General features: G+C 48.6%; 13 protein-coding genes. 4 read left to right on the forward strand and 9 right to left on the reverse strand.

What is annotated here, in order from left to right; translation table 11 throughout:
• The first annotated feature begins 68 nt into the window (after window positions 1-68).
• Window positions 69-536 (forward strand): DUF2214 family protein, encoded by a 468-nt coding sequence (locus B4E62_RS10920; protein ID WP_331352084.1) that lies wholly within the window; start codon window positions 69-71, stop codon window positions 534-536.
• On the opposite strand, the gene B4E62_RS10925 is transcribed toward B4E62_RS10920, so the two are convergent.
• Both B4E62_RS10925 and B4E62_RS10930 read right to left on the reverse strand, forming a co-directional pair.
• Window positions 533-2,299, reverse strand: coding sequence for an ABC transporter transmembrane domain-containing protein (locus B4E62_RS10925; RefSeq protein ID WP_331352085.1), 1,767 nt, complete (start codon window positions 2,297-2,299; stop codon window positions 533-535). The two genes, B4E62_RS10920 and B4E62_RS10925, sit on opposite strands and share 4 nt — an antisense overlap.
• Window positions 2,300-2,507: 208 nt before the next feature.
• Window positions 2,508-2,717: a cold-shock protein gene (locus B4E62_RS10930; protein ID WP_062057542.1), complete on the reverse strand. Its 210-nt coding sequence runs from the start codon at window positions 2,715-2,717 to the stop codon at window positions 2,508-2,510.
• 251 nt (window positions 2,718-2,968) lie between these two features.
• On the opposite strand from B4E62_RS10930, the gene B4E62_RS10935 reads away from it, so the two are divergent.
• The 3 genes from B4E62_RS10935 (at window position 2,969) to B4E62_RS10945 (ending at window position 4,972) form a co-directional block, all read left to right on the forward strand.
• Window positions 2,969-3,418 (forward strand): hypothetical protein, encoded by a 450-nt coding sequence (locus tag B4E62_RS10935; protein ID WP_331352086.1) that lies wholly within the window; start codon window positions 2,969-2,971, stop codon window positions 3,416-3,418.
• A gap of 93 nt (window positions 3,419-3,511) precedes the next feature.
• Window positions 3,512-4,720, forward strand: coding sequence for a Bcr/CflA family multidrug efflux MFS transporter (locus B4E62_RS10940; protein WP_331352087.1), 1,209 nt, complete (start codon window positions 3,512-3,514; stop codon window positions 4,718-4,720).
• A 27-nt stretch (window positions 4,721-4,747) separates the two neighbouring features.
• Entirely contained in the window at window positions 4,748-4,972 is a 225-nt protein-coding gene (locus B4E62_RS10945; protein WP_331352088.1) for a VF530 family protein, read from the forward strand.
• 7 nt (window positions 4,973-4,979) lie between these two features.
• Here B4E62_RS10945 and B4E62_RS10950 read toward each other — a convergent pair whose 3' ends face one another.
• From B4E62_RS10950 to B4E62_RS10980, 7 genes are all read right to left on the reverse strand, one after another.
• Window positions 4,980-5,429, reverse strand: a complete 450-nt coding sequence (locus tag B4E62_RS10950) for a chemotaxis protein CheX (RefSeq protein ID WP_310074439.1) — start codon at window positions 5,427-5,429, stop codon at window positions 4,980-4,982.
• A gap of 9 nt (window positions 5,430-5,438) precedes the next feature.
• Window positions 5,439-5,801 carry a response regulator gene (locus tag B4E62_RS10955; RefSeq protein WP_331352089.1) on the reverse strand — a complete coding sequence of 121 codons (363 nt, stop codon included), beginning with the start codon at window positions 5,799-5,801 and terminating at the stop codon, window positions 5,439-5,441.
• A gap of 19 nt (window positions 5,802-5,820) precedes the next feature.
• Complete coding sequence (locus B4E62_RS10960; RefSeq protein WP_331352090.1) at window positions 5,821-7,992, reverse strand: ATP-binding protein; 2,172 nt, start codon at window positions 7,990-7,992, stop codon at window positions 5,821-5,823.
• 326 nt (window positions 7,993-8,318) lie between these two features.
• Window positions 8,319-10,127 carry an ABCB family ABC transporter ATP-binding protein/permease gene (locus B4E62_RS10965; protein WP_414633262.1) on the reverse strand — a complete coding sequence of 603 codons (1,809 nt, stop codon included), beginning with the start codon at window positions 10,125-10,127 and terminating at the stop codon, window positions 8,319-8,321.
• A gap of 37 nt (window positions 10,128-10,164) precedes the next feature.
• Window positions 10,165-11,496 carry a sensor histidine kinase gene (locus B4E62_RS10970; protein WP_310074432.1) on the reverse strand — a complete coding sequence of 444 codons (1,332 nt, stop codon included), beginning with the start codon at window positions 11,494-11,496 and terminating at the stop codon, window positions 10,165-10,167.
• A complete protein-coding gene (locus B4E62_RS10975; protein WP_310074430.1) occupies window positions 11,493-12,164 on the reverse strand; it encodes a response regulator transcription factor in 672 nt (223 codons plus the stop codon). Before B4E62_RS10975 ends, B4E62_RS10970 begins: the two co-directional genes overlap by 4 nt.
• On the reverse strand, window positions 12,164-12,472 hold the full coding sequence (locus B4E62_RS10980) for a PepSY domain-containing protein (protein WP_310074428.1): 309 nt from the start codon (window positions 12,470-12,472) through the stop codon (window positions 12,164-12,166). The genes B4E62_RS10975 and B4E62_RS10980 overlap by 1 nt, the downstream gene beginning before the upstream one ends.
• Between the last annotated feature and the right edge of the window lie 3 nt (window positions 12,473-12,475).

Below are 12,475 nucleotides of genomic sequence, written 5' to 3' on the forward strand. Positions count from 1 at the left end.
CACGCCGCACACCGTCTTAACAGCAATCAATGCGAGAACAGCCTGAGAAGATACTTTGAGGAGCTAACATGAGTGGACTAGTTACTAATTGGCTGATGGCCTTTTTACATCATCTTGCTGCATTCGCTTTATTTACTGCGCTCGCGTATGAATTTATTCTGTTGCGGCAACCTTTTAGTTTGCAGACCGCGCAATCACTACTGAAGACAGACCAAATTTATGGCATCTCTGCAGTAACTATCCTGGTTATCGGATTCGGCCGGGCGCTGCATTTTGAAAAGGGCGATGCCTATTACTTTCACAGCTTGCCGTTTATTGTAAAAATTTCGCTGTTTGCACTGGTAGGTATTTTATCGATTTATCCCACAGTGAAATTTTTATCCTGGCGCAGCTCCTTGAAGCAACAGCAATTACCACAGGTAAGTGCAACTACGCTCAATATTATTCGCCGCCTGATTCATCTCGAACTGGCCGCCGTCATTGCCATCATGCTCTGCGCTGCGATGATGGCAAAAGGCATTGGATATTTTGGTTAGGCATCCAACTGAAATTGCAAACGCGCGAGCTGCTGATACAAATCACTACTCGCCAACAATTCTGTGTGCGTACCACTCGCGACAATTTTCCCCTGTTGCAACACCAGAATGCGATCCGCATTAATAACGGTCGATAGGCGATGCGCAATCATAATGGTGGTGCGGTTTTTCATCAGCACTTCCAGTGCTTGTTGCACCGCTTGTTCGCTATTGGAATCGAGCGCGCTGGTCGCTTCATCCAATAATAAAATCGGTCGGTCCGCGAGAATTGCGCGCGCAATTGCAATACGCTGTTTTTGTCCGCCCGATAAGCGCACGCCGCGTTCACCGAGATAGGCATCCAAGCCTTCCGGTAATTGCTCGATAAACTCCATCGCAAACGCCGCTTTGCAGGCGGCGATAACGTCAGCATCGCTAGCAGCCGGGCGCGCATAGCGAACATTGTCGCGCACGCTCGCGGCAAAAATAACCGGGTCTTGTGGCACCAGTGCGATGCGCTCGCGCACTTGTTGGATATCCGCATTTTTTAAATCAACACCATCCAACAAAACTTCACCGGCCAGAGGATCATAGAAGCGCTGCAACAATTGGAACACTGTCGTTTTGCCCGCACCCGATGGCCCCACCAACGCAATTTTTTCGCCCGGATTAACGCGCAAATCAAAACCATCAAATACCGGTGAATCCAGACGAGTCGGGTAAGCAAAATGTACTGCGCGCATCTCCACCAAACCAAGCGCAGGTGTGGGTAATAATTCCGGGACTTCACGCATGGGCAATGCCGATGGTGTCGCCAGTAATTCAACCAATCGCTCAGTCGCACCGGCGGCGCGCTGCATATCGCCGATCACTTCCGAAATCGTACCCATGGCGCTCGCGACTATCACGGCGTAAAAAATAAACGCCGACAACTCACCGCCACTAATACTACCGGCCAACACATCGTGACCGCCGACCCACAAAATCATCGCCACCGCACTGAATACTAACGTGATAACAGCAGCAACTAAAAGCGCGCGCTGGCGAATACGTTTAATACCTGTACCAAATGTTTGTTCCACCCGCTGGTTAAACGATTCAACCGCTGCATCTTCATGCCCATAGGCCTGCACCGTGCGAATCTCATGGATAACCTCATCGGTATAGGCACCCACATCAGCCACACTGTCCTGACTGGCACGCGCGAGTTTGCGCAAGCGGCGGCCGAACACGATGATCGGCACTAACACAAAGGGAATAGCCACCAACACCAATGCCATCAACTTTAAACTGGTGACCGCTAACATCACCAAGCCACCTAATAACAGCAGGGCATTGCGCAGCGCCATGGATACGCTGGAGCCGATTACAGTCTCTAACTGGGTGGTATCGTTGGTGAGGCGGGAAAGTACATCGCCGGTGCGGTTTTGCTCAAAGAAAACTGGCGAGAGGGTTAATAAATGTGAGAATACCCGGCGGCGCAAATCGGCAGTGATGCGCTCCCCCAACCAGGAGACAAGGTAGAATCGGCTGTAAGTCGCCACTGACATCACCAGAATAACTCCCAATAACCCCAAGAGTGCATAGTTGAGCAACTCCGGGCTACCAGCAACAAAACCCTTATCGATTACCTGCTTTAAACCCTGGCCAATCAACAGCACGCAGGCGGCGGCAACGACCAATGCAATCAGGGCGAATAGGATTCGTAAGTGATAGGGGCGCAAAAGATCGAGCAAAATCTGGCGGCGCGATAAAGGCGCATGCGCGGGTATGGATGCAGACATAATGATTCCCATGGGATGAGCAAGCTCAGGGAACAATTGGGGAGCGGCAGTTAAATACAAGGGTAGAGCGCCTGACTGGTGACCTTTGTCAGGGCTGAGGCTAAACGACAGGCAATAAAAAAGGCGAAATCCGTAGATTTCGCCTTTTTAGCTGTTACATCAGCGGCTCTCGCCGCTAATAAACTATCTAATATTAGATAACTTCTAATTAGATAGCTTGGATGTTTTCAGCTTGTGGGCCTTTTTGGCCTTGGGTCACGGTGAAGCTAACTTTTTGGCCTTCGGCCAAGGTTTTGAAACCTGAACCAGAAATAGCGCTGAAGTGAGCAAACACGTCTGGACCAGATTCTTGTTCGATGAAACCGAAACCTTTAGCTTCGTTGAACCATTTTACAGTGCCAGTAGTAGTTTTAGACATAGTGTTACCTATTAATACAAAAGTAAGTTTACCCCGAGGGGCGTTTGTGCTGGAAATGTGGGAATTACTTATGTAAACAGGACGAAATACTATACTGGAACTTCGAAATGTGGTGCATAAATATTAGACGTACTTTCAAGCTGAGGCTCAGTTTACACGCCTTTATATCAATGTCAATCAATTGGGTTTGCTGATGCGCCAGAGTCTGCGAGTATAATTACTCTCTCATATTGTCCCGCCGAGAATTACGTATGTTATTCATGCGCCAAACCCTGTCGATCCTGTGTCTTCTATTCTCCCTGCTTGCTATGAATACCTACGCGCAAACCGGGAATTTTAATTTGGAAGATTGGCCACAAACACCAGCTGCACTCAAGCCTATGTATGTAAAAGCGATTATGGAGCAGGCGGGAGTACATCAAGTCAGTTTTACTCATCCTGCGAAATTTTATATCTCCGAATTGGATAAGTTTGCGGCATTCGCACAAGAAAAAAATTATCGCCCTTATCTAAAAACTTCCGTTGCACAAAACCTTGCCTCTATCGCCGTTATCCATTGCGACTGGAATAACGGTGTTCCACCATGGGAATTTGCGCAGAAATATTTGGGTGATAAACAATTAGAACTTTTACAGCCACTTTATGGCGATGCTATAACCAAACTGCAAAATAATTGCGGTCATCCCTCCAATTCCCAATGATCGAATTTTTAGTGCAATTGCATTTGCTCTATCCCATCGTTTAATTGCCGTCGGGCGCGTAGCATTAACATCACTAGTTAATGCGACCTGATTATGACTAAAGAATCCCATCCGTTTTTAATTGTGCTGCTCGCGGCGGTGATTGCCACTACACCGTTGGCGGTGGATATGTATTTGCCCGCGATGCCCGATATTGCACACGACCTAAATGCCCATATTGGCGGTGTGCAGCAATCGCTCAGTATTTTTCTCGCTGCCTACGGTGTGGGTATGCTGTTGTTTGGCCCACTTGCCGATTCACTCGGGCGCAGACCCTTGGCGATTTTTGGCCTGACCGGTTTTACCCTCTGCAGTATCGCGCTAGCGTTTGTCGATAACATCAACCACTTTTTATTCTTGCGTGCACTGCAAGCATTTTGCGGCGCTGCGGCGACGGTGGTAGTGCCCGGTCTGGTGCGGCATTTGTATCAGGAGCACACCGCTAAAGGCATGTCCTATTTATCGATGATAATGATGCTCGCGCCCCTGCTCGCACCGAGCATAGGTAGCGCAATATTGTGGGTGAGCGAGTGGCGCAGTATTTTTGTAGTACTGGCAATTTATGGTGCATTGATCTTTGCATTGGTGTGGAAGTGGTTGCCAGAAATTGGCAAGCCTGTTAACGATCAACCCAAAGCGGCAGGAAATTTTTTTAGCGGTTACAAAATTGTATTTTCCAACTCACTCGCACGACCGCTGATTGTGAGCATGATGTTTGGCTCTTTTGCTTTTTTTTGTTTTATCACTGCCGTATCCTTTATCTATATCAATTATTTTGGCGTGAGCGAACAAGTATTCAGTGTGTTGTTCGGTGCAAATGTCATCTGTTTGATTTTTGCAAACTTTATTAATAGCCGTTTGGTGACACGTCTTGGCTCGCTACGGATGCTGCGTACCGGCGTTGTGCTTGCTCTTGTCAGCGCTCTCTTGCTCTGCGTTTTTAATTTTCTGGGATTGAATATCTGGTTCAGTGTATTCAGTATTGCACCACTGATGGCAGGCCTTACGTTGATATCGACCAATACTGATGCACTGGTATTAATGAAATTCCCGCACAACTCAGGCACCGCAACAGCAGTAATGGGAACCTTGCGTTTTGGTAGTGGTGCCTTTGCTGGACCATTGCTTGCCTTTTTCTATACAGGTAATGCCATTCCGTTTTCACTGCTGATGCTAACCGGTGTAATAGGCGTTATTATCTGCCAGCTGTGGTTTGCCTATAGCGACAAACAGATTGCAGCAATTAAAAATAGCGTAGAATAGTGGATTCAATTCCTGCGGGATAAAACTATGACCGAACAAAAAAATAATCCGCTCCACGGCCTTACATTGGAAACCATTGTAAGGCGTCTCGCCGACCACTACGGCTGGGAAGCACTGGGTAAACAGATTAGTATTCGCTGTTTTCAAGCTGACCCGAGTGTGAAATCAAGTTTGAAATTTTTGCGCAAAACGCCTTGGGCGCGCGAAAAAGTGGAACAGCTTTATTTAAATACCCAATTCCCCAATCAGTAATCCAGCATTATTGCTCCAGACAAATGACTACCGCCGCGTGATAAGCCTTCCAGTAAACCGGAATGACATAAGAGCGCATTTGTGACGGCAGATGGATCTGGTTGGGAGCACCTTCGATCATCACCGGTACCGAAATCATAAACTCGTGGCCAAAGCGGCTGCGGGCGTTGCCTGAAATGGTATTGGCTACTTCGCCCACCAAATCAAAAATATGTTCGTTGCTGGTATCCAACTCGCCAATGCTGAGCAATAAATGCTTGAGCAAAATGCGTGGTGCAGTGAAATACACACAGCCACGATAGGGGCCGGAAATACCAATAATCCCGGTCACATCATAAGCAGCAGGATTATTATTTTCGACCAGATAAGGTGTACCGACTTTTACATCTTTGTCATTCGTGTGATGAAAATAGCGCACTACGCCATCGATAAATACTTGCAAAGTTTCTTGTGACATGGGTCGGCCTTAATCTTCTGTGAGTTCGGTGAGCGCTTCCAGCAGTTGATCATCCGTAAAGGGTTTGCATAAAAAGCCGCGCGCACCTTTTTTCAGTGCATCAATTCCTGTGGCTTTATCCGATAAAGCAGAAATCACTAAAATTCGTAATCCGGAATCCATTGCCATCAATTGCTGGATGCAGGCAATTCCATCCATTTCCGGCATGGTCAAATCCATAGTGACCACTTGCGGGCGTGTCTGTTTAAATAATTCGAGTGCTTCAGCGCCGTTGGCTGCAGCGGCAACTACACGAAATTTATCCGAGTCATTACAGCGTTCAATTTTGCGGCGGATGATATTGGAATCATCCACAATCATCAGTGACAGCATGGTATTTTCCTTATCGATATCAGGCGGCAATTTCTTCGCTGCTATTGGTGTGCACTATCGGCAGAGTGATGACAAAACGACAGTGGCGCCCGCTGCGGCTGGACACACTGATTTTGCCACGCTGTGCGAGCACATGATTCATGACGGCTTCCATACCCACACCGCGACCGGCATCTTTGTTGACCTCTGCAGCGGTGCTAAACCCATCATGAAAAATCAAACCAAGCAAATGTTTATTAGTCCATGATTCAATTTCGTCTTCCGGCCATTTTCCTGAGCTGAGCGCTTTGGAGCGAATCGCGTCATAGTCAAGACCCTGACCATCATCCATCACGGTCAATTCCATTTCGGTTTCAGATACTTTAGCAAGGCGTAAATCGATACGACCAACGATGGGTTTTTCACTGAGTTCTCTATCGCGCGGTGTTTCAATTCCATGCACAACTGCATTGCGGAGCAGTTGGATACAAATATCTTTTAGCTTTTTTTGATACTCGCTATCCAAATCAATCTCGCTGAGACCACTGGCGACCAACTTGACCATCTTGCCATTGCGCATTGCAATGTTTTGCACAAAATCCTCAAGCTGCTCCCAGCCATCGCTGCGGCGGCTACCAGTAACTTGTTTATTGTTCACCGGGCGCGGGCTGTTGCTACTCACTACTGCAAACTGGCCGAGTTTTTCGGTGAGGTGTTCAACTTGCTGGGTGTAGCTGATCAAACTTTCAAGTTGCACCGTTAAGCCGAGATAATCATTGCCACTCAAATCGCGCTTGTCGCGCAGCAGCGCAAGAGTGTCTTCCATCTTGTGGGCGGCAGTTTCAAAAAAGTCCAGTTTGAGCGATGCAGCCTCACCTTTGAAGTTGTGGATTTCACGAAAGATGCTGGTGGCTTTATCGCGCACTGCCTGGGAGGTTTTGGCGGGTTGGCGTAAAATATTATTCACGCGGTTGAAACAATTGAAGCTATTGGCGATAAACTCTTTCAACAAACCCGGATGGGTATGCAACAGCCCGGTGATCATTTCCAGTTGTGATTCATTGTGTTTGCGGCTTTCATTGAGTGCGCGTTCCAATTTGACCTGTTCGGTAATGTCCAGCACCGTAACCAATACATGGGAAATTTTCTGCGCTCCATCGTCATCTTTTTGGTAGGCGCGCGCAAAGCTGAATTGCAAATGCTTGGTGAGGAAGCCGCCATTGCTCTGCGCGATGTTCACTTCAACCAAACTGAGCGGGTTTAGATCACCGATCAATTTTTCTTTCACTTTTGGGTCAAACAATAACTCAATAAATCCACGCGCGGTTTCCGCGTCTTTTTCGCTGACAATATTTTCCAGCAATGCCTGGAACGATTTTCCCGCAAACTCCTGTGGCCCCAGTACATCAACCAAGCGTGCCGAATGCTGCTCACCCAGAATTAAATCTTTATCAATCAAAAACAGACCTTCGTTAACCGTTTCCAGAATTTCCGTAGTCTCGCGGCGAGCTTTTTCAATGACTTTATCGCTATCACGCAATTGCCGCACAAAGTGAAACATAATAAACAGGAAGTTGATAATCGCGAGGCTGATGCCCACTGTTTGAATTATCCGCAAGCGCGTCGCCTTGGACGCTGCCACCTGTTCAAGGCTGACCGTCAAATCATTCATGGAGCTGAGCATCGCCAAATTATGCGTGCGCGCCATAGTCACTGCAGCAACTAAAGAAGATTCATAGGGAAGATTGTTCTGTACGTCGGTCGTTAACTGTTCGACGGCACTTTTATAAGGCTGCCACAGCAAGAGAGTATTTTGCAGTGAGTCTTTACCCAAACGATTGGTAACTGGCTCCAGTGTTACCACCTCTTTACCGGCACCGCGCACCACGCCGCCATTGATAAAACCGTTGAGTGTTTCATCAAACAACCCTTTACTCAATTGCAGTTCATCAAATGCTGTTTTGAAACCTGCAGGGTCATCGCGCGATGCATCCAATACAAATAATGTTTTCGCCATACGTTGCGACAACATACGTTGACGGCCAGCCAGGTTCACACCTACTGCATCATCGGCAATTTCAAAGGAGACATAAAAATTGAAGAGCAATACAGATGCGTCAAGCAACAAAAATAACGCAACGGAGATAATAATGCCTTTGTATTTTCCAAAATCAAATCGCGGCTTGTGTTGACTATCGATATTCTGCGACATCTGGTTCACCTATCACCATTAAATGAGTGCAGTTGCATACAACTGCAAGGCGTTCCATTTTGCCCCGACAACTCCAACGTTCAGTGCCATCTTTCACTGTGTAGGAGCCTTAGCGAAACTTATGCCAAGTAATTTTTTAATGGTGAGATTGCGTCCAGGCAAAGAATTGGAGCGGATCAGACAGGTAGCGGAGGTAGTGGCCGCCCTTTTTTGGCGCTTAAATTTGTTTGTGCTACAAAAAGCATCCAAGTTGCAATCAGCTGGCGATACCTAATTGGTGCAGCTGTGAAGTGGTATGCGCACATTTGGCGCCTCGATGGGTTGGGTTACTGATCTTGAAGCTGCATCGCCCACATCTGCGCATATTTCCCCTGCTGCGCCAACAATTCAGCGTGTGTGCCCTGCTCAACAACGGCGCCGGCATCCAACACAATAATCTGGTCAGCATCTACCACCGTCGATAACCTGTGAGCAATCACGAGGGTGGTGTGGCCGCTGGCCACTTCATGCATAGCCGCAAGAATCGCCGCCTCGGAATTGGAATCCAGTGCGCTGGTGGCTTCATCAAAAATTAAAATTGGCGAGCCTTTTAATAATACCCGCGCAATCGCGATGCGCTGTTTTTCACCTCCTGATACTTTTAATCCCCGCTCGCCGACCAAGGTTTTATCGCCCTGCGGCAAACTGTTTATAAAGTTTTCCAGATGCGCCATTTTAATTGCGCGGTCAATCTGTTCTTCGCTCGCCTGCGGATTACCATAGGCAATATTCTCGCGGATGCTGGTATTAAACAGCACTGTATCTTGAGGCACTATGGCGATGGCACGGCGTAAACTCTCCAGCGTGACATGGCGAATATCTTGCCCGTCGATCTCGATGCTGCCGGAGTTGATATCGTAAAAGCGGTAAAGCAAACGCGAGAGGGTACTTTTACCCGCGCCAGAGGAGCCAACAATCGCCACCTTGGTGCCCGCCGGAATCTGCAAATTAAAGTGTTTGAGAATCGGGCGCTCGGCGTGATAACCAAAATCCACTTGCTGGAAATGGATTGCTCCTTTGCTGACTTGCAGTGGCTGCGCTTCAGCGCTATTGCTAATGGACGGACTACGTTTTAACAGCGCCAGCATATTTTCCAGATCGGTCAGGGAGCGGCGGATTTCGCGGTAGACAAAACCGAGGAAGTTGAGCGGGATAAATAATTGGATCATATAGGCGTTGATCATCGCCAAATCACCTAGCGTCATTTCCTTGTCGATCACACTCTGCGCGGCCATCCACATCATCGCAGTCATCGCCAGCGCGATAATCAATGCCTGCCCGGAGTTGAGTGCCAGCAGCGACATGCGATTTTTTAATTTCGCTGTTTCCCAGTTAGCGAGAAATTTATCGTAGGTTTCGGCTTCGAATTGTTCGTTGTTAAAATATTTTACCGTTTCATAGTTGAGCAGTGAATCAATCGCGCGGGTGCTGGTGGATGAATCAGCCTGATTCGCCTCGCGCACAAATTTATTGCGCCACTCGGTCGTGTAAATCGTAAACACTACATAAATCGCAACAGCAACCAAGGTTATGACCGCGTACCAAATCGAAAAGGCTGCGGCAAAAATAATCGCCACCATTAAGATTTCAAATAAGGTAGGAACAATATTGAACATCAAAAAACGCATCAAAAAACTGATGCCATTGGTCCCGCGCTCTATATCGCGGCTGATACCGCCGGTCGCGCGGTCAAGATGAAATGCCAGTTCGAGCGAGTGCAAATGGTTGAACACGCGCAAACCGATTTTACGCATGGCATGTTCAGTGACGCGGCTGAATAATGCATCGCGCACCTCACCAAAAAAAACGCTACCAAAACGCAGCGCACCGTAAAACAGTATAAAAAAAGCAGGCAGCGCCAATTCCGGGGCGATGCTGCGATCTACGCCATCAATAATATGTTTAAGTGCCCAAGGCATCACCAGGGTTGCGCCCTTGGCGGCGAGCAGCGCCACCACAGCAAGAATCACCCGCCCTTTAAAGTCCCACAGATAGGGCAGCAAATAGGCCATGCTCTGGCGCAAATTCACTTTGGCATCAGTGCGTGCTTCTTGATTGGGATGGGCGGACAAACCGGACGAATGCATGCCGTGCATAAAATATTCTTCAGTGAGGAAGGATCAGTGGAGTGGCTCAGGAGTTGGGGGCAGGCAAGCGGATTACAACCTGCAATCCACCGAATGGACTCTCATGCAAGCCCAGCTCGCCTTTGCAGTGTTCCACTATATCGCGCACTATGCCCAAGCCCAAACCGTGACCTTGTATCTGTTCGTCAATACGCGCGCCGCGATTTAATACCTGGGTGCGCAGCTCCGGTGCTATGCCGGGACCATCATCATCAATGGTCAGAATAAAATGATTGTTGTCCTGGGTGATATTGAGCGCGACTTTTTGCTGCGCCCATTTACAGGCGTTATCGAGCAGATTGCCGAGCAATTCCAGCATATCCTGCCGATCCCAAGGCAAGCGCAAGTTATCCGCGGCTGACCAGGTAATTGTTAAATTGCGGCCGTGAATTTGTGCGAGCGTTCCCACTAAATCTGGCAGCTCTGTCGCGCAGACAAAATAAGCGCCAGGCAAGGCCTCACCGGCAAGGCGCGCGCGCCCCAACTCGCGGCTGATGCGCTCTTGCATATGCGTAAGTTGGTTGCGCAAATTATCGCGCAGTTCTTGGTGGCTATTTAATTCCTGGCGATTAGCGAGACTGAATAAAATCGCAAGCGGTGTTTTTAATGCGTGGCCGAGATTACCCAGTGCATTGCGCGAGCGGGTGAGATTATCTTCGGTGTGGTGTAACAGGTGATTGATTTGTTGCACCAATGGCTGTAATTCCTGCGGCACTTGTGCATCCAGTTGCGCACGCTGCCCTTGTTGCAACTGTGCAATCTGCGTGCGCACTTGCTCTAACGGTTGCAGCGCGCGCGCAACTAAATAGCGCTGCAACAACACCAATAGTAGTAATGCGCCCAAGCCAATACCGCCACCAATCCATTGTACGCGGCGAAAGCTATCGAGCATGGGTGTGTAATCCTGCGCGACTACAATCAAAATATTTTTACCAAAGCGGCGATAATCGGCGCGTACAATTAATAATTGCTGCGCCTGCGGGCCATCAACCAGTTCCTGCATCAAGCCTTGTTGTGCAGGTTCTGGCAGTGAAAAATCCCACGACGAGCGCGAGCGCCACTGCTGCTCATCCAAATCAATACAAAAATAATGGCCCGAGAAAGGGCGATGATAAGCGGCGGAAACATGCTGCTGGTTCAGCTCAATGCCATTGGCACCACGCGCCAGTGCCGCGACTAATAATTCCGCCTCATCCTGTAAATGATTTTCCAGATAGCGACGCAGGCCTTGGTCAAATAACCACAGGCTCATCTGCGCGAGCACTAGCCCCACCAGAATCAGCACCGCAATTAAACTGATGCTCAGCCGCTGCTGGATGGAATTCAGCGCGCGCATCATGGACTATCGATACCAATAAAACGATAGCCCTGGCCGCGCTTGGTTTCGATGGCGCTTTTACCCAGTTTGCTGCGCAAGTGATTAACATGTACTTCAATTACATTGGAGTCGCGTTCACTTTCGCCGTCGTAAAGGTGGTCGTTGAGTTGGCTTTTGGAAATGATTTTTCCACAGTGCAACATAAAATAACGCAGCAAACTAAATTCGGCGGCGGTTAATTCAATTTGTTCGCCCTGTTTAATCACGGTTTGATGGGCTTCATCTAGTTGCAATCCCGCCACATCCAATTGCGGTTGATTGACTTGGCCGTGGGCGCGACGCAAGAGCGCCTGGATGCGTAATTGCAGTTCTTCCGGATGAAAAGGTTTAGTGAGGTAATCATCGGCACCGGCTTTTAAACCATCGATGCGCTCTGCCCAGTGGTCGCGCGCGGTAAGAATTAATACCGGGCGATTCATTCCCGTTGCACGCCACTCGCGCAAAATTTCCAAGCCGGATTTGCCGGGCAAACCTAAATCCAACAAAATTAAATCATAAGGTTCACTGGCGCCCTGGTAGAGCGCATCGCGGCCATCGGCCAGCCAATCCACTGCATAACCGGCACGCTGTAAATCGGCGGTGAGTTCGTCAGCGAGGGCAACGTTATCTTCAACAATTAATAAACGCATTAATCGTCTTCCTCGTCTTTTAATAATTTTCCTGTGTGCGCATCAAATTCGAGTTCGCGCACTACGCCGTCGCGCGTCGCGAGTTCCACTTCATAAATATAAATATCGTCGTCTTCTTCCAATTCTAGTTCGAGCAAACTGGCATGCGGGTGACGCTGTGCCACTAGTTCCAGTAATTTTTCCAATGGGATAATGCGTCCCTGCTCGCGCAGGCGCAGGGCTTCGTCTTGCGAAAGGTCGCGCGCGCTGACCCCAAGGGTGAGCGCGGCGAGAAAAACATACAGTGCGATACGCGTAATGGTTTGCATCAA

Origin of the sequence: Cellvibrio sp. UBA7671, from assembly GCA_002483145.1 — a bacterium.
GTDB classification, from domain to species: Bacteria; Pseudomonadota; Gammaproteobacteria; order Pseudomonadales; family Cellvibrionaceae; genus Cellvibrio; species Cellvibrio fibrivorans.